We start from the raw sequence: 23,197 nt of genomic DNA on the forward strand, positions 1-23,197 counted from the left end.
GTGGTGAGGTCGGTGAGTCGGATCGGGTTGCTGCTCTGGTTCACCGCGCCCAGGACCCCGTGCCCGGCGGGCAGGTCTCCGATCTTCTCGGCCACGTGCTGCGCCATTCCGACGTGGATGAACCGCTCGAGGGAGCCATCAGCGGCGATGACGCCCAGTGCGGCGTACTCGGCGTCCGCGACGGTCCTGGCCTCCTCGGCGATGCGCCGCAGAACATGTTCCAGGTCCAGATCGCTGGCCACGACGTTGCTGGCGTCGAGCAGGGTCTGCAGTCTGCGCTGGGAGCTGAGGACCCGGATAGTGCGCGCGATGGAATCCCCCACCGCACCATTGACTTCAAGCTTCGGAAGGTAGGTCACCCGAAGTTCATCGGCATCCATAACCCTCCTTACATCAAGAACTAAATTCCATTCTATGTCTTTCCTCGGGAAAGAGAACCCCGTTCAGCTCCGCAGCGCTGCGACGGTGGACCGGCGCGGCCAGCAGTCGCCGAGGCGGCGGACGTGAGCGGCATCGCCTTCGCTTCAGACTCTGGCTTCCGCGGTGGAGCCGGAGTAGGCTCGCCGCCATGCAGAAGACACCCTCGACACCCAGGACAGAGGTCCTCGAGAGCCGCGAGTGCTGGGAGCTGCTGCGCAGCGTCTCGCTCGGCAGACTCGCCGTCTGGACCGGTGATCATCCAGAGCTGTTCCCGGTCACCTACCTGGTGGATCAGCGGACCATAGTCTTCCGCACCGGGCCCGGCACGAAACGGACGGCCGCGCTGGGCTCCAGTCCCGTGGCCTTCGAGACGGACGGTGTGGATCCGCGCACCAATGTCGCCTGGAGTGTGATCGTCAAGGGCACGGCGGCGGAGGTCGAGCAGACGGACGACTCTCTCAGCAGCTCTTCGCGCCGACTGTTCCCCTGGGAATCGGGGGAGAAAGACCATTTCGTCCGGATCACGCCGGAGGTCGTCACGGGTCGACGCTTCATCGTCGCCCACCCCCAGGCCTGGGACATCTCCTTGAACGACGCCACCCGATCAGGCCTCGACTGAAGGACCGGCTATGACGATCGTGGACCAGGCACCGGTTCGCTCAGGTGCACGGTAGGGCGGCCAACCCATGACCGGCGCCGTCGGAGCACCCGTGCCGGTGTTCTTCATCTCTGACAACACCGGCGTCACCGCCGAGACCCTCGGCAACGCGCTCCTGGCGCACTTCCCCGGCATCCGATTCGTCCGCAGAACCTTCCCCTTCGTCGATTCCCCGCCGATCGCACAACAGGTGCTGAGTGCGGCGCGCACCGCGGGACCTGCCACCCTGCTGCTCGTGACCGTTCGCGCCGCGGAGGTCAGCGCCGAACTGAGCGCAGGCCCGTTCGCCGTGGTGGATCTCATCAAGGGACATCTCACCGCGCTCGAGAAGCTCCTGGGCGTCAAGGGCGCTGCTGAGGTGGCCCCGCATCACAGCATCGGGAACCTGGACCAGTACAGCTCCCGCATGCGCGCGGTGGAGTACACATTGACGCACGACGATGCAGCGGGCGCGAGCTCTCTGGTCGGCGCCGATCTCATCATCATCGCTCCATCTCGCTGCGGGAAGACTCCCACCGCGCTGTACCTGGCCCTCCAGCACGGTCTGCGGGTCGCCAACTACCCCTTGACGGAGGAGGACTACCCGGCACTGGAGCTGCCCCGGGCGGTGGAGCCGTATCGGGTTCGGTGTTTCGGGCTGACCAGCACTGCGCAGCGGCTGAGCCAGATACGCCAGGAACGCCTTCCAGGCGGGGCCTATGCAAGCCTGTTCCGCTGCCGCCAAGAGCTGCGTTGGGCGGAATCCCTGTACCGACGGCACTCGATCCCGAGCCTGAACACGGCGGCCAGAAGCGTGGAAGAGATTGCGGCAGCGATCCTGCAGACGATGCATCTTCGTCCCGCCGCAGCGCCAAGCAGTCCCTGAGGAGACACTGATGAGCAACATCTTGTGGTTCGACGACATCTCACTTGCCGATATCGCAGCCGTGGGCGGGAAGAACGCCTCGCTGGGCGAGATGGTGGCCCGCCTCTCCGAGGCAGGAGTGCGTGTACCGGGCGGTTTCGCGACGACTGCGGATGCCTACCGCGTGTTCCTCGCTGCGAACGGACTCGACCACAGGATCCGGGCGGCCCTCGAGCCACTGGACATCGACGATGTCGTGGAGCTCTCCCGGGTCGGCGCGCAGATCCGTTCATGGATCCAGGATCAGCCCCTGGCCGAGGAGCTCACACGAGACCTGCGCGAAGCGCACGCGAGGCTGATCGCAGAGGACCCAGACCCTGAGGCGGTGACGTGGGCGATCCGTTCCAGCGCAACGGCCGAGGACCTGCCGGACGCCTCGTTCGCAGGCCAGCAGGAGACGTTCCTGAACATCGGCGGGGTCGAGAACGTGCTCGCTGCAGTGCACAGCGTCTTTGCCTCGCTCTACAACGACCGGGCGATCGCCTACCGCGTGCACCATGGTTTCGCCCACCACAAGGTCGCGCTCTCGGCGGGCGTGCAGCGCATGGTCCGTTCCGACATCGGAGCATCCGGCGTGATGTTCACGGTGGACACGGAGACGGGCTTCGATCGGGCGGTGTTCATCACGAGCGCCTACGGTCTGGGTGAAGCCGTGGTCCAGGGGGCGGTGAACCCTGATGAGTTCTACGTCCATAAGCCCGCGCTGCAGCAGGGACATGAAGCCATCTTGAGCAGGGCGCTCGGCGAGAAGGCCACCGCGATGCGGTACGCCGCGGGCCGCGGACTTCACAGCAGCACCATCTTCGAGGACGTATCACCTGCCGAGCGGGCACGATTCTCGATCACCGATGCGCAGGTCACCGAGCTGGGCCGCTGTGCTGTAGCGATCGAGGACCACTACGGCCGACCGATGGACATCGAGTGGGCGCTCGATGGAATCGACGGACGGCTCTACATCCTGCAGGCCCGCCCGGAGACGGTGGTGTCCCACCGGGAGCTGCGACAGGTGAGACGCTTCGTGCTCCGCGAGCGCGGTGACGTGCTGACTGTGGGAAGAGCGATCGGGCAGCGGATCGGGACCGGCCCGGTGAGGGTCCTTCGCTCGCCGGCGGACATGGATCGGCTGCAGCCCGGCGACGTGCTGGTGGCTGAGATCACGGACCCGGACTGGGAGCCGATCATGAAGCGTGCCTCGGCGATCGTCACCGAACGTGGGGGTCGCACCTGTCACGCGGCGATCCTCGCCAGGGAGCTGGGTGTGCCCGCCGTGGTGGGAACGGGGGACGCCACAGAGGCCCTGGCCGACGGCGAGGCGGTGACGATCTCCTGCGCCGAGGGCGACAACGGGATGGTCTATGCCGGCACGCTGAGGTTCGAGGAGGAGGTGACCGATCTGGATGAGATGCCGGACGTCCCGGTGAAGATCATGATGAATGTGGCCTCCCCGGATCAGGCATTCTCGTTCTCCCAGCTGCCGCACCACGGGGTGGGGCTCGCCCGCCTGGAGTTCATCATCAACCACCAGGTCGGCATCCATCCGCGTGCGCTCCTGGAGCGTGACAGCCTGCCGCACGAAGTGCGGAGCGCAGTGGACCAGCGGATCAGCGCCTACGGGTCGCCCAGGGAGTACTTCGTGCGGCGGGTGGCCGAGGGCGTGTCGACCATCGCGGCCAGCTTCGCCCCGGAGCAGGTCATTGTGCGGTTCAGCGATTTCAAGACTAATGAATACGCCAACCTCCTGGGCGGGGAGCTCTTCGAGCCGCAGGAGGAGAATCCGATGCTGGGCTATCGAGGTGCCTCGCGGTACATCTCCGCGGACTTCCGGGAGTGCTTCGCCATGGAGTGTGAGGCCCTGCGGTTCGTTCGCGAAGAGATGGGTCTGGAGAACCTGGCGATCATGGTGCCCTTCGTGAGGACGGTGGAGGAGGCCCAGACCGTCGTCGACCTCATGGCGAGTCATGGGCTCCGCCGCGGGGCACGAGGCCTGAAGGTGATGATGATGTGCGAACTGCCCAGCAATGTCCTTCTCGCCGATGCGTTCCTGGAACATTTCGACGGGTTCTCCATCGGGTCCAATGATCTGACCCAGCTGGTGCTCGGTGTTGATCGGGACTCGGACCTGGTGGCTCATCTCTTCGACGAGCGAGACCCCGCCGTGCTCTCGATGCTGGCCACGGTCATCGACAGGTGCCGGACGCAGAACAAGTACATCGGGATCTGCGGTCAGGGACCCTCAGATCATCCGGAGCTCGCCCGCTGGCTGGTTGATCAGGGCATCGAATCGATTTCTCTGACACCTGACACCGTGGTGCAGACCTGGCTCAGCTTGGCGGGTGCGGCAGAGTCTCGGTAGCGCTGCCCGAGCACGGGCGGGCCGCCGTCGTCGGCGACGGACGGTGTCTGCGTTCAGGGCACAGCGTTCAGTACACAGGGTTCAGTGCACGGGGTTCAGTGCACAGCATTCTGGGCAGCTGGCAGCCCGTCGGAGATCAGCAGCTCCACCGCATCGGCCAGCCGGGAGATGAAGATGCCCAGCTCCTTCTGCTCGGCGGCGCTGAACTTCTGCAACACGTAGTCCGCGCTGTCCATGCGGCCGGGGGGCCTGCCCACGCCGGCGCGCACACGCAGATAGTCACGATTCCCGCCCAGGTGGGTGGTGATGGATTTCAGCCCGTTGTGCCCGCCTTCGGACCCCCCGCGCTTGAGCTTGGCACGACCGAAGTCCAGGTCGAGCTCATCGTGGACCACGATCAGGTTTTCGGCGGGGACCGAGAAATAGTCCATCAGCCCTCGCACGGGCTTGCCGGAGAGGTTCATGTAGCCCTCCGAGATCGCGAAGACCACCTTCGGCCCTCTCGGGCCCAGCCGGGCCGCGACGGCCTTGGCCCCGACCTTGGTGCGCGTGTACTTCGCATCCATGCGGTCGAGGAGCTCGTCGAGCACCATGTGCCCGATGTTGTGCCGGGTATGACGATAGCGGGACCCGGGGTTGCCGAGTCCCGCTATCAACCACGTCTCTGAAGCCATGCCTCGAGCCTAGTGGAGTCGCAGCGTCAGAGCGTTCAGCTCTCTTCGCCCTCTGCGTTCCCCTCGGACTCACCCTCGGCGGTCTCGCCCTCGGCAGCTTCACCCTCGGTGGTCTCTGCCTCGTCGCCCAGGTCCTGCTCGGTGGGCTCGTGGATGGAGACGATCGGGGACTCCATGTCGGAGAGCGCCAGCGTCACGCCCTTGGGCAGCTGGATGTGCTCCGGCAGGGCGTTCTCGTTGCGGTCGGTGATGTCGATGGTCACGTGCTCGGGGAGGTGGGTGGCCTCGGCCTCGATGGACACGGTGGCCTGGTCCAGGATCCATTCGAAGCCGACGGCGGGCTCGCCGGTGACCTCGACGTAGACGTCGACGACGACCTTCTCGCCGCGACGCACGGTCAGCAGATCCATGTGGTCGATCGAGCGCTTGATGATGTCGCGCTGGATGGCCTTGGGGATCACCAGCTGCTCGGTGCCTTCGATGTCCAGTGTGATCAGTGCGTTGGGGTTACGCACTGCCAGGTGGGTCTGGTGACCGGGAAGCACCACGTGGATGGGGTCTTCGCCGTGGCCGTAGACCACTGCCGGGATCTGGTCGTCGCGGCGGGCCTTGCGGGCTGCGCCCTTGCCGAACTCGGTGCGCTTGGTAGCGGGAATGACGATCTTGTCAGCCATGGTGTTGTCCTTCGTTGGTTGGATTCGAATTGATCCAGGCACCAACGACAAGTGAATTCCAGGCTCTCCGCGCTGTGAGCGGCGGTGATGTTCTCCTGCAAGTTCGCCTCGTCGATCACGGGGCTGACGTCTCACGGATCGGATCCGGAGATGTCGCCCCCTCGCCTGGGCACAGCTGAGAACTATACCAGCTGTCACCACCGGTCTCACGGTCCCGGGCGCGCGGCGACTCATCCGACCGCCGCCGCGCACCCAGCCCAGCCTTGAGCGGACAGGACCAGCTCTCAGACCATGGAGCTCAAGCCGACGGAGCTCAGGCGACGGGAGCGGCCGCTGCCGCCCCCGTGTCAGCATCGCGTTCCGCGATGACCAGGCTCGGCACCTCGGTGGGCGCCGGGGTGGACAGGTAGCGCTCCAGGGAGTCGTCGAGCTCCTGCAACCATGTGGTGTGGTGCTGTGACCCCTTGGTTCCGGTCATCACCGAGCGGTAGTTCTTGTCCCGGTAGGTCAGGATGTTGGCCTTCTTGTCGGTCTTCCAGTCCAGGAAGACCTGGACCACCTCGTCCAGCGCGAACATCGGGTAGTCGGTGGCCCCGATGAGGTCGCGGATGTAGTCGGCCTGGAACTGCACCTCGTCGGCGTCCCCCTCCAGGGACTGGAAGCGGTGGCGCCACTGCTTCAGGTGGGCGGCCCGCTCCTCCGCCGGGGGCAGCTTCGTCCGGCCCATGATGAGGTCGCGGACATACCAGGCCTGCGCGTCGAACATGTTGAAGGTGAACCATTGGTCCTGGGCGCCCAGGTAGTACATCTTCGGGTTCCGCTGCCACACGACTCCGCGGTACAGCCCGCCCGGGTAGACGTTGTTCTGGGACCGCAGGGCCAGTTCGGTGGACAGGAAGGGGTACTTGTGCAGGTAGCCGGTGCACAGGATCACGGCATCAAATTCGCGGGACTCGCCGTTGGAGAAGTAGGCAGTCTCCCCCTCGAACCGGTCGATGAGCGGAAGTTCCTCCATGCCTTCGGGCCAGTCATGGCCCATGGCCCGGGTGCGGTAGCTCATGGTGACCGAACGGGCACCCATCTTGAAGGCCTGCACGCCGATGTCCTCGGCGGAGTAGGAGGCCCCGATGAGCAGCACGCGCTTGTCGGCCAGCTTCTCTGCCCCGCGGAAGTCATGCGCGTGGTGCAGGGTGCCGGTGAAGGTCTCGATCCCCTTGAAGTCCGGGACGTTGGGGAAGGAGAAGTGCCCGGTGGACACGATGACCCGGTCGAATTCGGAGGACGAGGTGGTGCCGGACTTCAGGTTCTCCACGGTGACCGTGAAGGTGTCCTCCTCGCGGTGGTATTCCACCCAGCGAACGGCGGTGGAGAGCTGGACCTTGTCCTTGACGTCGGACATGCGAGCCCGCCCGTCGATGTAGTCCCACAGAGCCGCCCGCGGCGGGTAGGAGGAGACCGGTCGGCCGAAGTGCTCGTCGAAGGTGTATTCAGCGAACTCGAGCGCCTCCTTGGGCGCGTTCGACCACAGGTTGCGATACATCGAGGAATGGACCGGCTCCCCGTACTTGTCGATCCCGCTGCGCCAGTTGTAGTTCCACTGCCCGCCCCAGTCGTCCTGCTTCTCGTAGCAGATCACCTCGGGGATCTGGGCACCGGACCGCTGTGCCGTGTCGAAGGCCCGAAGGGCGGCCATGCCGCTAGGTCCCGCTCCGATGATTGCAATTCGCTGTTTGGACATAGTTACCTCATCCGGCCCGCTACGGCCTCATGGTCAGTCGTCGACGGGTTCCGTGGAGGCGCGACTGTCAGGCGCTCAGCGCCACGGCCTCAACACAGGAAGTTCACGTCCACCCGGGATAGAAAACCCGCGCTCCATCGTTCTGCGCGTGTCCCTGGGTGCGGCACCCCGGCGGGGCGCCTGATATACCCTCAGTCTAGCGCAGACGCCGGCCCGGGCCGGCGTCGTACCCGAGAACGCAAGGGCCCCCGGAACCTGACGGTTCCGGGGGCCCTCTCCGCGACGGGGCGGGGTCAGAGCGTCTCGAACTCCACGCCCGGGTGCCTGTCCCGCAGGTCCTCGAAGGAGATGCCGTGCAGCTCGCGGACCTTGACGATGCCCGAACCGTCCAGCAGGAACACGCCCATGTCTGCGTAGATGCGGGAGACGCAGCCGACCCCGGTGAGCGGGAATGTGCATTCGGGCAGCAGCTTCCGATCACCCTTCTTGGTGAACAGGTCCATCATCACGTAGGTGTCCTTGGCTCCGATGGCCAGGTCCATCGCGCCGCCCACGGCGGGGATGGCTCCCGGCTTGCCGGTGGACCAGTTCGCCAGGTCGCCGGAGGCGGAGACCTGGTAGGCGCCGAGCACGCAGACGTCCAGGTGGCCGCCGCGCATCATGGCGAAGGAATCGGCGTGGTGGAAGTATGCCGCCCCGGGCAGCTCGGTGACCGGGATCTTGCCGGCGTTGATGAGGTCCTCATCGACCTGCTCGCCGAGGGCCTTCGGGCCGAAGCCCAGCATGCCGTTCTCGGTGTGCAGGGTGACCTGCTTCTCCGGGGAGAGGTAGTTGGACACCGTCGTCGGCTGGCCGATGCCCAGGTTCACGAAGGACCCGGGGGCGATGTCCTCGGCGATGGCGTGGGCGAGCTCGTCCTGGGTCAGCGGGGTCTCGGTGGTGCGGAACGTCTCGGTGCTCATGCTCGTCCTCACTTCTCGGCGGCCAGCTCGGCCGCGGTCTTGGTGGCCAGGCAGGGCTTGCGACGTCCGGCGGCGAGAGCCTCGCGCTCCTCGCGCTGCTTCGTGCCGGAGCCGGTGGGGATCCCGACGATGGTGTCCGTGTAGATGCTCGGAGTGATGATCGCCTCCGGATCCAGGGCCTCTTCGAGGACCTCGTCGACCTGCACGATGGTGTGCGTGGCCGCCGTGGCCATGACCGGGCCGAAGTTCCGGGCGGTCTTGCGATACACCAGGTTGCCGTACGGATCGGCGGCGTACGCCTTGATCAGGGCGAAGTCGCCGCGGATCGGCGCCTCCAGCACGTAGTGCCGGCCCTCGATCTCCCGGGTCTCCTTGCCTGCGGCCAGTTCGGTGCCGTAGCCGGTGGGGGTGAAGAACCCGCCGATGCCCGCACCCCCGGCGCGCAGGCGCTCGGCGAGGTTGCCCTGTGGGACCAGTTCCAGCTCGATCTCCCCGGCGCGATAGGCCTCGTCGAAATGCCAGGAGTCGGACTGGCGCGGGAACGAGCAGATGATCTTGGCCACCCGGCGTTCCTTGATGAGCAGGGCCAACCCGGCATCAGCCTGTCCGGCGTTGTTGTTGACCACGGTCAGGTCGGTCGCACCGGACTCCATCAGCGCGTCGATCAGTTCCATGGGCTGGCCGGCATTGCCGAAGCCTCCCAGCAGCACCGTGGCGCCGTTGCTCACACTGGCCACCGCCTCCGCGGCGGTGTCTACAAATTCAGTCATCGGTTCTTCTCTCAGTTCTGTGTGGTTGCGTTTTCCAGGACGACGGCGATGCCCTGCCCGACGCCGATGCACAGCGTGGCCACGCCCCAGCGTTCGCCGCTGAGCTCCATGCGCTTGGCCAGCGTGGCCAGCACCCGGGTGCCGGAGGCGCCCAGCGGATGGCCGATGGCGATCGCCCCGCCCCACGCGTTGAGGATCTCCGGGTCGATGTCCCAGGCGTCCAGGCAGGCCAGGGACTGGGCGGCGAAGGCCTCATTGAGCTCCACCGCACCGACGTCGCCCCAGCCGATTCCGGCACGCTTGAGCGCCTTGTTGCTGGCTTCCACCGGGGCGTAGCCGAAGTACTGCGGCTCATTCGCCGCAGCGGCCCAGCCAGCGATCCTCACCTGCGGGGCAAGACCCAGCTGCTCCCCACCCGCGGCGGAGCCGAGCCAGACGGCGGAGGCGCCGTCGTTCATCGGAGAGGCGTTGCCCGCAGTGACAGTGCCGTTCTCGGAGCGGAAGACGGTGCGCAGCCCGGCGAGCTTCTCCGTGGTGACACCTGCGCGGATAGTCTCGTCGGTCTGAAGATCCACTCCCGGAACGCTGACGATGAGGTCGGCGAATCGCCCCTCGTTCCAGGCGCGGGCGGCGAGCTCATGGGAGCGGGCGGCGAATTCGTCCTGCCGTTCGCGGCCGATGCCGTGCTTCTCGCGCAGCTGCTCGGTGGCCTCACCGAGCGAGACGGTCCATTCCTCGGGCATGCGCTCGTTGATCAGTCGCCAGCCCAGCGTGGAGTTGGCCAGTTCGAGGTTGGCCATCGGGAAGGGCCGCTCGGTCTTGGGAAGCACCCAGGGAGCCCGCGACATGGATTCCACGCCGCCGGCGAGGATCACATCGGTCTCCCCCAGCGCGATCTGCCGCGCGCCGGAGATCGCGGCATCCAGCGAGGATCCGCAGAGCCGGTTGATCGTGGTGGCGGGAACGGTGACGGGCAGCTTCGCCAGCAGCCAGGCCATCCGGGCGACATTGCGGTTCTCCTCGCCAGCGCCGTTGGCGTTGCCGAAGATCACCTCTCCGACGATCTCACCGGCATTCTCCGGGTTCAGCCCGGGGGCCTGCTCCACGAGGGCTGAGATGACCAGTTCGGCGAGGTCATCGGGTCGCTGACCGGAGAGGGCGCCGCCGATCTTGCCGAAGGGGGTGCGCAGACCCTGGTAGACGAAGACGTCCTGCATATGAGCTCCCTGCCTGTGATCGCGTGAGCACCACCAAATGTTCGCTATGCAAACAAGCGTGCGCTATGTGTGACGATCATAGTCTTGCCGGCAGGGTTTCGCCAGAGGTGACGAGAGTTCTCTACAGGCCCTGGGGCACGGTGAGCCGACCGACATCCTCACCCAGGGACCGGATCAGATCCTCCACCGCGGCCGCGCTGTGCAGCAGATGTGGCAGTGTGCGATCCAGGGACTCCTGCGCAGACTCCTTGCCGGCGGAGATCGAGGTGTTCAGCGAGAGCACGATCCTTCCGCTGCCGTCCCGGGCCGGGACGGCCACCGAGCGCAGCCCTTCTTCGAGCTCTTCGTCCACCAATGCGTAACCGTCCGTGCGGACCGCAGTGATGATCTCGAGCAGCCGGTGGGGGTCGGTGACGGTGCGTGCGGTGAAGGCCCGCCGCTCAGTGGTGCGCAGACGCTCCTCGAGCGTCTCGTCGTCGAGGCCGGAGAGCAGCACCCGCCCCATCGACGTGGCGAAGGCGGGCAGCTTGGTGCCCAGCGCGAGGTCGATCCGCATGATGCGGCGGGTGTGCACACGGCAGACGTACATCACCTCGTCTCCGACCAGCAGTGCGGCCGAACAGGATTCGGCCAGCTGCCCGGAGAGCTCACCCAGTGATGGCTGCAGCAGCTCATGCCAGCCGCGGCCTGACCAGTAGCCCTGTCCAAGGCCGAGCACCCTCGGGGTCAGCTCGAAGAACCGACCGTCGGTATAGGCGTAACCCTCATGGACCAGCGTGAGCAGCATCCGGCGGGCGGTCGCGCGGCTGACATCGGCGCGCCGCGCAACGTCGGAGAGCGTCAGCTTCGGCTCCACGGCGGAGAAGGACTCGAGGACCCGCAGGCCGGTGGAGAGCGAACGGACGAACTCATTGCGATTGACGGCGGGCTGAGATGGGCTCTCCTGATCCATGCAGTGATCCTATCCACCCGCCGAGCCTCTCCTCCTGCACCCCCACGCGATGCGGAGACGATTCCCCGACCATCTGAGGCGACTCTCGGGTCCAGCTGCCACAGGGATTCCCTTCGCTCCAACACTGACCAATTAATGTAATGTTTGGTACATTGCCGATATGCGCACCTCAATCGCCACCGTCTGCCTCTCCGGGAGCCTCACCGACAAACTGCAGGCATGTGCCGATGCCGGGTTCGACGGCGTCGAGATCATGGACACGGACCTCACGGTCTCCTATGAATCCCCCGAAGAGATCCGCGCGCTGTGCCAGCGCCTGGGCCTGAGCATCGATCTCTTCCAGCCCTTCCGAGACTTCGAAGGGGTCTCCGAGGAGCTCCTGGCGGATAATCTGCACCGTGCCGAGGCGAAGTTCCAACTGATGAGCCGCCTGGGGGCCGAGACCATCCTGGTCTGCAGCAACGCCGGCACGGCCACCGTCGATGACGACGACGTGGTCGCCGCTCAGCTGGCAGCGCTGGCCGATCTCGCGGCCGGCTACGGCATCCGGATCGCCTATGAGGCGCTGGCCTGGGGTCGGTACGTCAACGATTACCGCCATGCCTGGCGGCTGGTGAAGCTCGCAGACCGCCCCAATCTGGGCACCTGCCTGGACAGCTTCCACATCCTCGCCCGCGGGCATGATCCCGCTGGGATCGAGGCCATCGACGGGGAGAAGATCTTCTTCATCCAGCTCGCGGATGCTCCGCAGCTGGACATGGACGTGCTCTCCTGGAGCCGGCATCACCGACTGTTTCCCGGCGAGGGCTCCTTCGACCTGAGCCGCTTCCTGACCCACGTGCTCAAGGCCGGGTACACCGGTCCGCTCTCGCTGGAGGTCTTCAACGACACCTTCCGGCAGACCGATGCCACCAGCACCGCAGCGCATGCGCGCCGCTCGCTGACCTGGCTGGCCGACCGCGTCTCGGCGTCGAACGGGTGGAGCGCCGACCGGCTTCCGGCCGCACAGAGCCCGCGCAGCGTGGACTTCGTGGAGATCACCGGCTCCGATCTCGGAGCGGCGGATGAGACGCTGAATCAGCTCGGGTTCACCTTCAGAGGCAAGCACCGGACCAAGCAGGTGCGGCTGTGGACCCTGGGCTCCACCCGGATCATCCTCAACGAGCAGAGCCAGCAGCCGGCGCCCCACCTCTCCGCGATCGGCCTGCTGGTCGACGACGCCGGGCAGGCCCTCTCCCGGGGATCCGCGCTGGGCGCCCCGGTGGTCTTCCGCCGCACCTACGCCGGAGACCACGAGCTGCGCGCGCTGGGTGCCCCCGATGGCACGGTCATCTACTGGAACGACGCTCCCGCCGAGGAAACCTGGGTCACCGAGTTCGAGGGCGGGCAGCCGGCGCAGAAGTCCACCCACGCGGTGGATCACATCAACCTCTCCTACCGCTGGCACGAGTTTGAGGAGACGGTGCTGTTCTTCCACAGCGTGCTCGGCCTCGAGGCCCAGATCCCGGAGAACGTACCCAGCCCGCAGGGCCTGGTGCGCAGCCAGGTGATGCGCACCGAGGACGCCACCGTGCGGCTGCCGCTGAACCTGGCTCCACCCACTGCCCCGCTGCCCCCGCGCCATATCGCAGTGACGTGCTCGAACATCGTAGAACTGGCCAGCCGGGCGCAGGAGCGCGGACTGTGCTTCTTGTCCATTCCGGACAACTACTACGCGGATCTTGAGGCGCGTTTCGGACTGGCTCCGGAGTATCTGGCTCAGCTGAAGACGCTGAACCTGCTCTACGACCGCGATGACGACGGCGAGTTCATCCACTTCTACACCCCGACCATCGGCGGACTGTTCCTGGAGATGGTCCAGCGTGTGGGGACATACGACGGCTACGGCGCCGCGAACGCACCGGTCCGCCTGGCGGCCCAGCGGCGCCAGCCCCAGGCTTCCCGCTGAGGCGCCCGTCCCCGAACCCCACTCCGCGCCGAGGGGCGGATCCACGTGGGCAGATAGGGTGACTCAACCCTCGCAACAATCACCTGAAGTGTGATGTGATTCTCCTCACACGCACGGCTGCCGAGGGCGGCCCTTTTCGGAAAGCGGGCATCCGATGAGTCCAGATGTAGTGGGTTTCGCGATCGTGCTGTTGGCATCAGTGATGCTGCTCGGCAAGTACGTCCGAGTCAAGGTGCCGTTCATCCAGAAGCTTCTGCTGCCCAGCGCCATCATTGCCGGGTTCATCGGACTCATCATCGGACCACAGGTCATCGGCCGACTCGCCGAACCACTCGGCTGGGCGTGGTTGGAGGACGGCGGACTGCTCACCTCCGGGATATTCGACGTCTGGGCGACGCTGCCGGGCCTGCTGATCTCGGTGGTCTTCGCCACCCTGTTCCTGGGATCACGGATCCCGTCCCCGGTCAGAGTGGCCAAGCTGGTCGGCCCTCAACTCGCGATGGGGGTCGCCTACGGCTCCGGCCAGTACGTGGTCGGCATTCTGCTGGGCCTTCTGGTGCTGTCCCCGCTGCTCGGGGTCGATCCCGTCTTCGGGGCGCTGCTTGAGATCGCCTTCGAGGGCGGCCACGGCACGGCGGCCGGCATGCGACCGGCCTTTGAGGACATGGGCATCCCCGAGGCCACCGACCTTGCCCTGGCCATTGCCACCGTGGGTCTGGTCTTCGGCATCCTGATCGGCATCTCCGTCATCAACTGGGGAGTGCGCACCGGACGGACCCGCGTGATCAAGAACGTCTCCCAGCAGTCGAAGGCCGAGCTGCGCGGGCTCTACAGCGACAACGAGAGGGTCTCCACCGGCCGGATGACATCCCGCCCAAGCTCGATCGAACCGCTGACCCTGCACGTCGCCGTCGTCGGGCTGGCCATCATCCTCGGCTGGCTCATCCTGGAGGGCCTCGTCTGGGTCGAGGATCAACTGTGGGGGCAGCCCGGCTCGCCCTGGTCCGAGGAAGGGCTCACCCTGCTGGGCTACGTGCCGCTCTTCCCGCTGGCGATGATCGGCGGAGTGATCATCCAGGTCGTCCTTGACCGCACTGGCAACACCAGCCTCTTGGACCACGAGACCATGAAGCGCATCCAGGGCCTCTCCCTGGACATCCTGATCGTGGCCGCACTGGCGACGATTTCGCTGCAGGCCATCGCGACCTACTGGGAGACCTTCCTGATCCTCTCGGTCGCCGGGATCCTGTTCTGCACCACAGTCCTGCTTGTGTTCACGCCGCGCATCATCCCGGAGTTCTGGCTGGAACGCGGCATCGCTGACTTCGGCCAGTCGATGGGCGTGACGGCCACCGGCCTGGTCCTGCTGCGGGTGGCAGACCCGAATGACGAATCCCCGGCCCTGGAGGCCTTCGGCTATAAGCAGCTGTTCTTCGAGCCGTTCTTCGGGGGCGGTCTGATCACCGCTCTGTCTATCCCGATCATGATCGCTACCGGCAATGTCTACATCGTCCTGATACCGATGATCGTGCTGTTCGTGGGATCCCTGGTTCTGGGCAGGGTCTATTACAAAGGGGTGCGCTCCGGACGCTGGGCCGGTCCCCCAGCGAAGGTCGGCGAGGATCCATAGGAGGGCGTCTGTATGACGGGCGGAGAATCCCCCAGCCCAGATGATCAGGCGCCGGGGCGGCCGTAGGTCTCGAGAAGGCGCAGCCAGATCTCGCTGATCGTGGGAAAGGCCGGGACTGCGTGCCATAGCCGCTCGATGGGCACCTCTGCGGTGACCGCGATCGTCGCCGCGTGCAGCAGCTCACTGACATCGGGGCCGACGAAGGTCATGCCCAGAATCACCCGCCGCTGCTCATCGACCACCATCCGCGCGGTGCCCGAGTATCCCTCGGCATGCAGGGCCGACCCCGCGACGTCGCCCAGCTGATAGTCCACCACCCGGACCCTGTGCCCGGCCTCACGAGCCGCCGCTGCCGTGAGCCCGACTGAGGCGACCTCCGGGTCGGTGAACGTGACCTGCGGGACGGCAGCGTGGTCAGCAGTGGCGACATGCGCACCCCATGGCTGATCCTGCGCCGGAGCACCCTTGGCGCGGGCGACGATCACGTCCCCCGCCGCGCGAGCCTGGTACTTGCCCTGATGGGTAAGCAGGGCGCGATGCGTCACATCACCGACCGCGTAGAGCCAGTCGAAGCCGGGAACCTGCATCGTGTCATCGGTGTCGATCCAGGCCCCGGCGTTCAGCCCGATGCTCTCCAGGCCCAGGTCCTCGGTGCGTGGTGAACGACCAGTCGCCGCCAGCACCTCCTGTGTGCGGGTCACATCACCGGTTGAGGTTTCGATTCGCACGCCCTCAGCCGTGCGCGAGACCCGTTCCGGAGCAGTGTTCAGCCGCAGGGTGACGCCCTGGGCACGCAGCGCCTTCCCGACCAGTTCGCCGGCGAAGGGCTCCATTCCACCCAGCAGACCGCTGCGTGCCAGCAGCGTCACCTCGGCGCCAAGCGCGGCGTATGCGCTCGCCATCTCCGTGGCCACAACCCCACCACCGATGATCGCAAGGCTCTTCGGAACAGCGCGCGCGCTGGTGGCTTCACGGCTTGTCCAGGGCTGGGCCTCGCGCAGTCCCTCGATAGGAGCGATCGAGGCGGCGGAGCCGGTGGCGATGGTCACCGCATGACGAGCAGTCAGCGTGGTCTGCTCCCCCTCCGCGGAGGTGACGGTGACCTGCCTGGGGCCGGCGATCCGGCCATGGCCGCGGATCAGGGCGATCCCGGCGCCGTCGAGCCAGTCGGCCTGACCGTCGTCCCTCCATCCGCTCGTGAAGGAATCCCTGCGGGCCAGGACGGCATCGACGTCGAGTGCTCCGGTCGCGGCCTGGGCCGCTCCGGGCACCTGTCGAGCGGAGCGCAGCGCCTGCGGTGACCGCAGCAGCACCTTCGAAGGGATGCAGGCCCAGTAGGAGCATTCGCCGCCCACAAGTTCCGCCTCCACGACGACGACGTTGAGACCGCCCTGTCTGGCGCGGTCCGCGGCGTTCTCACCCACGGCTCCCCCACCGATCACGATGACGTCGAACTCTGCGATCGCTGGGCCCCCGCGATCGCGTGTTTCGGTCTGAGATTCCATGGCTGCTCCTTGTGAGTCGGTCGAGCTGGTCGAGCTGGTCGAGCTGGTCGAGGTGGTCGAGCTGGTCGAGCTGGTCGAGTCGATGATGCGTGACCGGTACAACATGGGCGCCCGCACAGATGTTTCCCTGCAGCCAGCTGTGAGTGGCCGCTCCCCAGGCCAGATGGTGATCTTTGACACCTAATGTACGAACCGGTACGTTTATTCCAGGCATGTGACACACGCCACTAGTCTTGATCAAAGGAACCCCGTGACCGACACCAGGAAACCCCTGAGCCGCCGAGTTGTGGACACGCTCACGCGCATCGAGCTCGGCTTCGCGGGCGTGATGCTCCTCGTGATCCTCGTGCTCGTCTTCACCCAGGCCGCCCAGCGCTACACCCCCTTCGAGGGCATCGCCTGGACCGGTGAGATCTCCCGCTTCGGCCTCGCCTGGATGACGTTCTCCGTCGCCGGAGTCCTGATCACCCTGCGCGGGCACATCGCCCTCGAAGTAGTGGACACCTTGCCGGCACCGCGGCTGATCCGCACCGTCCAGGTCCTCTCGCTGCTCATCGTCGCGGTCATCGCCATCGGTCTGACGATGGAGGCCTGGGGCCTGGTCCAGACCCAGGGGGCGCTGCGCTCCCCCGTGCTGGGCATGTCTATGGCGCTGGTCTATCTCCCGGTTCTCTCCGGGATGGTCAGCACCGTCATCCGATCCCTGGTCGCCGCGTGGATGATCGCCAAGCACGGCCCGATCATGCCCACCGTCGACCAGACGCCCGCCATCGTGAAGGACCCCTCGTGACACTTCTTCTGCTGGGCGTGGCCATCGCCGTGCTGTTGCTCATCCGCGTACCTGTTGCCTTCGCCTTCCTCGGTCCTTCTCTGGTCTACATGCTGATGGATGGGCAGTCCTCAGGCACCAGCCTGCGACAGGTCACCAACGCCGTGCAGAGCTTCCCGCTGCTGGCCGTTCCGCTCTTCGTCTTCCTGGGCACCCTTGCAAACCATGCCGGACTGGCTGACCGGCTCTTCCGATTCGCCATGGCGGCCCTGGCCAAGATTCGAGGCAACCTCGGCTACGTGACCGTGGGCGCCAGCGTCGGCTTCTCCTGGATGAGCGGCTCGGCCGTGGCCGACGCCGCAGCGCTGGGCAAGGTTCAGATCCCAGCCATGCTGCGCAACGGCTACACCCGCCGCTTCGCCACCGGGCTCTCCGCCGCCTCCTCGCTGATCGCCCCGGTGATGCCGCCCAGCATCCCCGCGGTCATCTACGCCGGCCTGGCCGCAGCCTCCACCGGCGCGCTCTTCGCCGCCTCGGTGGTCCCCGCGCTGGTGATGGCCCTCGGGCTCTGCGTGGTGGTCTGGATCCTGGTCCGCCGCAACCCGAATCTCACCGCCGGCCGTTTCGACGGGCAGGAGCTGCTCGCCTCCACCAGGGGCGTCCTGCTGCCGGCCGTGACGCCGGTGATCATCCTGGGCGGCATCCTCGGCGGCGTGTTCACCCCCACCGAGGCGGCTGCCGTCGCGGTCTTCTGGGTGCTGCTGATCTCATTGATCCAGCGCTCGCTCTCCTGGAAGGGCTTCATCGCCGCGGTCCGCGAGACCGCGATCACCACCGGTGCGATCATGCTGATCGTGGCCTCGGCCGCCCTGCTGGGCCACATCATGGCGCTGGAACGGCTGCCGCAGCTGCTGACCGAGACGCTGCTCGGCATCACCGAGAGCCCGATGGTGTTCCTGCTGCTGGTCGCGCTGCTGATGCTGATCCTGGGCACGGTCATCGATGCCACCGCCATCCTGGTGCTCGTGGTGCCGATCCTGCTGCCCATCGCCCTGCAGTACCAGATCGATCCGATCGTGCTCGGCGTCGTGCTGATCCTCTCGCTGATGATAGGCCTGCTCACCCCACCGGTGGGCACCGCGCTGTTCGTGACCGCCTCGGTCTCCGACACCCGGGTCGGTGAGGTCTTCAAGGGCGCGCTGCCCTTCGCTATGCCGGCGGTGATCGTGCTGCTGCTGGTGATCATCTTCCCCGACGCGCTGATGTTCTTCCCGGAGGTGCTTGGACTGTGAGCGCGCCAGACACCGGACGCAGCATCCTGGCCGGGCTGATCGGCCACGGCGTGGGCCCCTCGATGACCCCGCCGATGCACGAGCTGGAAGGCTCCCGGCACGGGATGCGCTACATCTACCGCACCATCGAGTTCGCCGGCGGAGAGCACTCTCTTGCAGAGCTGGAACAGCTGCTCGAGATGGCGCAGCGGCTGGGCTTCAACGGGCTCAACATCACCTTCCCGGCGAAGCAGAACATCATGCCGCTGCTCGACGATCTGGGTCCCTCGGCTGCCATGATCGGCGCAGTGAACACCGTGGTCTTCGACGACGACGGCGCCGCCACCGGCCACAACACCGACGTCACCGGCTTCAAGGCCTCCATCGATGGTGCGCTCGCGCAGACCCCGTGCGGCCAGGTGGTGCTCGTCGGGGCCGGAGGCGCCGGATCCGCCGTCGCCCACGCCCTTGTCATGCGCGGGGTCGAGAGCTTGCATGTGGTGGACGTGGATGCGCAGAAGTGCGCCACGCTCGCGGCCAGCGTGCATGCCGCCCACGGATTCAGCGTCAGCCAGGCCACACCGGAGCAGCTGCCCGACCTGCTGGCCCAGGCCGACGGGGTGGTCAATGCGACCCCCTTCGGCATGGCCCACCACCCGGGCGCACCCTTCAACCCCGACCTGCTGCAGCCCCGTCACTGGGTCGCCGACGTCGTCTACCGGCCGGTGAACACCGCGCTGCTCCTCGCGGCACAGACGCGCGGCTGCCTCACCATCTCAGGGCTCGGCATGGCCATGCATCAGGCCGCCGACGCCTTCGAGATCTTCACCGGCGAGACCGCGGATCGCCCCGCGATGCTTCAAGACCTCAATGCCCTGATCGAAGCTGAATCACTCCCCCCTCGTGCAGCGCTGCACCGATGAAAGGAACACCCAACATGTTCAAGCGACAGAACACCCTCAGCAAGGCAGCCGTGCTCGCCGCCGTCCCGATCCTGGCCCTCACGGCCTGCGGCGGCAACGGCGACGGCGGAGACGCTGGCGGCGACGGAGAGGCCACCGAGCTGACCCTCGCGCACAGCTACAATGATGACCAGCCCCAGGCCCGCTGCGGCGCGGACGTGATCAAGGAAGAGGTCGAGGCTGCCGACGTCGGACTCACCATCGAGATCTACGGCTCCAGCCAGCTCGGCGGCGACGCCGACCGCATCGCCTCGGTGGCCTCGGGTGACGTGGACATCGACATCCAGGGCGCCTCAGCTCTGGGCGCCGTCTATGAGCCGATCAGCGTGCTCGACGCCGCCTACGCCTTCGACGACGCCGATCACCTTGCCCGCTTCATGGAGAGCGAGGAGGGCACGGCGCTCACCGATTCCTTCGCCGAGGAAGCCGGCATCCAGACCCTGGGCGCCTGGTCAGCCGGCGCACGCCACTTCACCTCGAATGAGCCGATCCGCTCCCCCGAGGACCTCTCCGGCATGCAGATCCGTTTCCCCGGTTCACCGCAGTTCCTGATGAACGCCCAGGCGATGGGCGCCAATGCGGTGGAGGTCGCCTATGAGGAGCTCTACCTCTCGCTGCAGCAGGGCGCAGTGGACGGCCAGGAGAACCCGATCACCAACATTCAGTCGGAGAACCTCGCCGAGGTCCAGGACTACCTGAACCTCTCCTCCCACCAGCTGAACACCAACCTGGTCATCATGTCCGACGAGTGGAACAACCTCGACGAGGAACAGCAGGACGCGCTGAGCTCCGCCGTGGGGTCGGCGGTCACCCAGGTGACCGACTGCGTGGTCGAGGATGAAGAGGCCACGCTGGAGGAATGGCGCTCCGGTGACGACTGGGAGATCATCGAGGACGTGGACGTGGACGCGTTCCAGGAGCAGACCGTGAGCAACCTCGAGGAGACCCTCGAGGGCGAGTCCCTGGAGGCCTTCGAGTCGATCCGCTCCACCAGCGAGTGACACCACCTCTATGTCCAGCATGATCCCGACGCTGACCGGAGAGGTGCCCGGCGCTGAGCTGGGCACCACTCTGGTGCACGAGCACCTGATCGTCAGCGATCCCCAGTTGGACCGGGACCTGCCGCATGCCGAATGGGACGAGGCCGCCGTGATGACCGAGGCCGAGCGGCAGCTGCAGGCGCTGGCGGAGCTGGGCGTAGAGACGATCGTGGACCTGACGGTCCCCGGTCTTGGACGAGACGTGCGGCGGGTCGCTGAACTGGCCCGCCGCACCTCGGTCCGCATTCTGGCGGCCACAGGCTGGTACACCAGCGATGTGCTGCCGCACTTCTTCAAGCTCAATGGTCCGGGCCGGCTGGTCGAGGGCCCTGACCCGCTGCTGCAGCTGTTCCTGGGGGACATCCAAGAAGGCATCGCGGGCACCGATCTGCGCGCCGCGATCATCAAGGTCTGCTCCGACCGTGCCGGGATCACCGACGACGTGGCTCAGGTCTTCACGGCGGCGGCGCAGGCACATCGGATCACCGGCGCGCCGATCACCACCCACTCGGATCCCTCTTCCCGGGGAGGCTTCGATCAGCAGAAGCTGCTGGGGCGCCTGGGCGTGGACCTTGCGCGAGTCGTCATCGGGCACAGCGGCGATTCCACTGACCTCGGATATCTGCGGGAGCTCGCCGCGGCCGGGTCCTTCCTGGGCTTCGACCGCTTCGGGATGATCCATGCCGGGTCCGATGAGAATCGGATCCGGATGCTGCTGGCACTGCTGGATCTCGGCCTTCAGGACCAGCTTCTGCTCTCCCACGACGCGGCGATCTTCAGCCGGATCACCCCGCCGTCCTGGCGCGCGGCGCACGCGCCGCACTGGCGGATGGACCACCTGCACCGACGCATTCTGCCGCGCCTGCGCACCGAGGGCCTCGACCCTGCACTTGAGCGTCGGCTGATGGTGGACAACCCGCGCCGGATGCTGACAGGAGCATGAAAGATCACGGTCCTGACCGCGAGGCATCTGATACTGTCACGGCTGAGCCAGAGGAGAATACTGTGACGCAGACGCCCGCCCGACAGCGAGACGCCGTGCGCACTCGCGCCGAGGTCCTCGCGGTGGCCACCGAGGCCTTCGCCGATGATGGATATTCCGGCGCCCGGATAGACGAGATCGCCCGCCGAACCCGCACCACCAAGAGGATGATCTACTACTACTTCGGCGGCAAGGAGCAGCTGTACCTTGCCGTGCTGGAGAACGCCTACCGCGGGATCCGCGAGGCCGAACAATCCCTGCATGTCGATGAGATGCAGCCGATCGATGCGCTGCGCCAGCTCGCAGAGCTGACCTACGAGCATCACCTGCGCAACACCGCCTTCATCAGGCTGGTCTCGATCGAGAACATCCACCGTGGCAAGTACATCCGAAAGCTGGAGTCCCTCGGCGACATCGGGCAGCCTGCCGTGACGATCCTCGATCGCATCATCGCCGAGGGCAAGAAGCAGGATGCCTTCCGCGAGGAGGTCAACGCGCTCGACCTGCATCTCTTGATCAGCTCCTACTGCGTGTTCCAGGTCGCGAACCGCTACACCTTCAGCTATCTCTTCGACGCAGACTTCACCACCGAGGCCCGGCAGGAGCACATGCGGCGGTTCATCGGCGACGTCGTCGTCGCCTGGGCCACACAGCCGCAGGGCTGAACTCCCCCACACGCCTTGAGGGGCGGATTCTCCGGGCATCTGACCCCTTCCAGGGCCTCAGACAGTCGGAGAATCCGCCCCTCAACGGGATGGTGGGGTGCAGCTGGTGCTTATGCGTGGCCGTCGAAGAGGGAGGTCACCGAACCGTCGGTGAAGACCTCCTTGATCGCCCGGGCCAGGATCGGCGCGATGGAGAGCACGGTGAGCGTCTCGAAGCGCTTGTCCTCGGGGATCGGCAGGGTGTTGGTCACCACGATCTCACGGGCCCCGCAGTTGGCCAGCCGCTCGGCGGCCGGATCCGAGAACACCGCGTGGGTCGCCGCGATGATGACATCCTTGGCGCCGGCGTCCTTGAGGACCTGCACGGCACCGGAGATGGTGCCGCCGGTGTCGATCATGTCGTCGATGAGCACGCAGGTGCGGCCCTCGACCTGACCCACGACCTGCTTCGACACTGCCTTGTTCGGCTGGGTGACGTCGCGGGTCTTGTGCACGAAGGCCAGCGGTGCTCCGCCGAGGCGCTCGGCCCACTGCTCAGCCACGCGGACCCGGCCGGTGTCCGGGGAGACCACGGTGACATCGTCATCGGCGACCCGGCCACGGATGTGCTCGGCCAGCAGCGGGACCGCGAAGAGGTGGTCCACCGGGCCGTTGAAGAAGCCCTGGATCTGGGCGGTGTGCAGGTCCACGCTCATGATCCGGTCGGCGCCGGCGGCCTTATAGAGGTCCGCGACCAGGCGCGCCGAGATCGGCTCGCGGCCGCGCCCCTTCTTGTCCTGACGGGCATAGGGGTAGAAGGGCGAGACCACGGTGATCCGCTTGGCCGAAGCCCGCTTCATGGAGTCGACCATGATGAGCTGTTCCATCAGCCAGTTGTTCATCGGAGCCGGGTGGGACTGCAGCAGGAAGATGTCCTTGCCGCGCACCGACTCGGAGGACCGGACATAGATCTCTCCATTGGCGAAGTCATAGGCGCTGATCGGCAGCAGCTCGGTGCCGAGCTCCTTCGCGATCTCTTCGGCAAGCTCCGGATGTGCGCGCCCGGAAGCCAGCACAAGGGTCTTCTCCCCGTTCAGCCTGATTTCGTCCATGAGTGTTGTTGC

21 protein-coding genes and 1 pseudogene are annotated in these 23,197 nt (G+C 66.5%); 12 read left to right on the top strand and 10 right to left on the bottom strand.

What is annotated here, in order from left to right:
• Positions 1-380, bottom strand: a pseudogene (locus LTH93_RS12875) (histidine kinase); the annotation flags it as partial.
• A gap of 188 nt (positions 381-568) precedes the next feature.
• Here LTH93_RS12875 and LTH93_RS12880 point away from each other — a divergent pair.
• The 3 genes from LTH93_RS12880 to ppsA all read left to right on the top strand — a co-directional run bounded on the left by LTH93_RS12880 (position 569) and on the right by ppsA (position 4,335).
• Entirely contained in the window at positions 569-1,039 is a 471-nt protein-coding gene (locus tag LTH93_RS12880; protein ID WP_241466120.1) for a pyridoxamine 5'-phosphate oxidase family protein, read from the top strand.
• Positions 1,040-1,106: 67 nt separating this feature from the next.
• Positions 1,107-1,943, top strand: a complete 837-nt coding sequence (locus tag LTH93_RS12885) for a pyruvate, water dikinase regulatory protein (protein ID WP_241471191.1) — start codon at positions 1,107-1,109, stop codon at positions 1,941-1,943.
• Between the two features lie 10 nt (positions 1,944-1,953).
• Positions 1,954-4,335, top strand: a complete 2,382-nt coding sequence (gene ppsA, locus LTH93_RS12890) for a phosphoenolpyruvate synthase (RefSeq protein ID WP_241471192.1) — start codon at positions 1,954-1,956, stop codon at positions 4,333-4,335.
• Positions 4,336-4,430: 95 nt separating this feature from the next.
• On the opposite strand, the gene pth is transcribed toward ppsA, so the two are convergent.
• The 7 genes from pth to LTH93_RS12925 all read right to left on the bottom strand — a co-directional run bounded on the left by pth (position 4,431) and on the right by LTH93_RS12925 (position 11,322).
• Positions 4,431-5,009: an aminoacyl-tRNA hydrolase gene (pth, locus tag LTH93_RS12895; RefSeq protein ID WP_241471193.1), complete on the bottom strand. Its 579-nt coding sequence runs from the start codon at positions 5,007-5,009 to the stop codon at positions 4,431-4,433.
• A gap of 35 nt (positions 5,010-5,044) precedes the next feature.
• On the bottom strand, positions 5,045-5,683 hold the full coding sequence (locus tag LTH93_RS12900; RefSeq protein WP_241466112.1) for a 50S ribosomal protein L25/general stress protein Ctc: 639 nt from the start codon (positions 5,681-5,683) through the stop codon (positions 5,045-5,047).
• Between the two features lie 313 nt (positions 5,684-5,996).
• Positions 5,997-7,421, bottom strand: a complete 1,425-nt coding sequence (locus tag LTH93_RS12905; protein WP_241471194.1) for an NAD(P)-binding domain-containing protein — start codon at positions 7,419-7,421, stop codon at positions 5,997-5,999.
• A gap of 293 nt (positions 7,422-7,714) precedes the next feature.
• Positions 7,715-8,383 carry a 3-oxoacid CoA-transferase subunit B gene (locus LTH93_RS12910; RefSeq protein WP_241471195.1) on the bottom strand — a complete coding sequence of 223 codons (669 nt, stop codon included), beginning with the start codon at positions 8,381-8,383 and terminating at the stop codon, positions 7,715-7,717.
• A gap of 8 nt (positions 8,384-8,391) precedes the next feature.
• Positions 8,392-9,153, bottom strand: a complete 762-nt coding sequence (locus tag LTH93_RS12915) for a 3-oxoacid CoA-transferase subunit A (RefSeq protein WP_241466107.1) — start codon at positions 9,151-9,153, stop codon at positions 8,392-8,394.
• Between the two features lie 11 nt (positions 9,154-9,164).
• Positions 9,165-10,370: a thiolase family protein gene (locus tag LTH93_RS12920; RefSeq protein ID WP_241466105.1), complete on the bottom strand. Its 1,206-nt coding sequence runs from the start codon at positions 10,368-10,370 to the stop codon at positions 9,165-9,167.
• 121 nt (positions 10,371-10,491) lie between these two features.
• On the bottom strand, positions 10,492-11,322 hold the full coding sequence (locus LTH93_RS12925; RefSeq protein ID WP_241471196.1) for an IclR family transcriptional regulator domain-containing protein: 831 nt from the start codon (positions 11,320-11,322) through the stop codon (positions 10,492-10,494).
• Between the two features lie 160 nt (positions 11,323-11,482).
• Between LTH93_RS12925 and LTH93_RS12930 the strand changes: the two genes are divergently transcribed.
• The gene (locus LTH93_RS12930) at positions 11,483-13,270 is read left to right on the top strand and encodes a bifunctional sugar phosphate isomerase/epimerase/4-hydroxyphenylpyruvate dioxygenase family protein (protein WP_241471197.1); all 1,788 of its coding nucleotides are present in this window, start codon (positions 11,483-11,485) and stop codon (positions 13,268-13,270) included.
• Positions 13,271-13,424: 154 nt separating this feature from the next.
• Positions 13,425-14,900, top strand: coding sequence for a sodium/glutamate symporter (locus tag LTH93_RS12935; RefSeq protein WP_241471198.1), 1,476 nt, complete (start codon positions 13,425-13,427; stop codon positions 14,898-14,900).
• Positions 14,901-14,944: 44 nt separating this feature from the next.
• On the opposite strand, the gene LTH93_RS12940 is transcribed toward LTH93_RS12935, so the two are convergent.
• Positions 14,945-16,405: a dihydrolipoyl dehydrogenase family protein gene (locus tag LTH93_RS12940; protein ID WP_241471199.1), complete on the bottom strand. Its 1,461-nt coding sequence runs from the start codon at positions 16,403-16,405 to the stop codon at positions 14,945-14,947.
• Here LTH93_RS12940 and LTH93_RS12945 point away from each other — a divergent pair.
• The 7 genes from LTH93_RS12945 to LTH93_RS12975 all read left to right on the top strand — a co-directional run bounded on the left by LTH93_RS12945 (position 16,404) and on the right by LTH93_RS12975 (position 22,094).
• A complete protein-coding gene (locus LTH93_RS12945; protein ID WP_241471200.1) occupies positions 16,404-16,589 on the top strand; it encodes a hypothetical protein in 186 nt (61 codons plus the stop codon). The genes LTH93_RS12940 and LTH93_RS12945 overlap by 2 nt on opposite strands.
• A 66-nt stretch (positions 16,590-16,655) precedes the next feature.
• A complete protein-coding gene (locus tag LTH93_RS12950) occupies positions 16,656-17,195 on the top strand; it encodes a TRAP transporter small permease (RefSeq protein WP_241471201.1) in 540 nt (179 codons plus the stop codon).
• Positions 17,192-18,466 carry a TRAP transporter large permease gene (locus LTH93_RS12955; RefSeq protein WP_241471202.1) on the top strand — a complete coding sequence of 425 codons (1,275 nt, stop codon included), beginning with the start codon at positions 17,192-17,194 and terminating at the stop codon, positions 18,464-18,466. The genes LTH93_RS12950 and LTH93_RS12955 overlap by 4 nt, the downstream gene beginning before the upstream one ends.
• On the top strand, positions 18,463-19,368 hold the full coding sequence (locus LTH93_RS12960) for a shikimate dehydrogenase (protein ID WP_241471203.1): 906 nt from the start codon (positions 18,463-18,465) through the stop codon (positions 19,366-19,368). Before LTH93_RS12955 ends, LTH93_RS12960 begins: the two co-directional genes overlap by 4 nt.
• 14 nt (positions 19,369-19,382) lie before the next feature.
• Entirely contained in the window at positions 19,383-20,408 is a 1,026-nt protein-coding gene (locus tag LTH93_RS12965) for a DctP family TRAP transporter solute-binding subunit (protein WP_241471204.1), read from the top strand.
• Positions 20,409-20,418: 10 nt separating this feature from the next.
• On the top strand, positions 20,419-21,390 hold the full coding sequence (locus tag LTH93_RS12970) for a phosphotriesterase family protein (protein ID WP_241471205.1): 972 nt from the start codon (positions 20,419-20,421) through the stop codon (positions 21,388-21,390).
• Between the two features lie 62 nt (positions 21,391-21,452).
• Positions 21,453-22,094: a TetR family transcriptional regulator gene (locus LTH93_RS12975; protein WP_241471206.1), complete on the top strand. Its 642-nt coding sequence runs from the start codon at positions 21,453-21,455 to the stop codon at positions 22,092-22,094.
• A 110-nt stretch (positions 22,095-22,204) separates the two neighbouring features.
• Here LTH93_RS12975 and LTH93_RS12980 read toward each other — a convergent pair whose 3' ends face one another.
• Positions 22,205-23,185 carry a ribose-phosphate diphosphokinase gene (locus LTH93_RS12980; RefSeq protein ID WP_241466099.1) on the bottom strand — a complete coding sequence of 327 codons (981 nt, stop codon included), beginning with the start codon at positions 23,183-23,185 and terminating at the stop codon, positions 22,205-22,207.
• Between the last annotated feature and the right edge of the window lie 12 nt (positions 23,186-23,197).

Origin of the sequence: Nesterenkonia sp. DZ6, assembly GCF_022565835.1 — a bacterium.
Taxonomy (GTDB): Bacteria; Actinomycetota; Actinomycetes; order Actinomycetales; family Micrococcaceae; genus Nesterenkonia.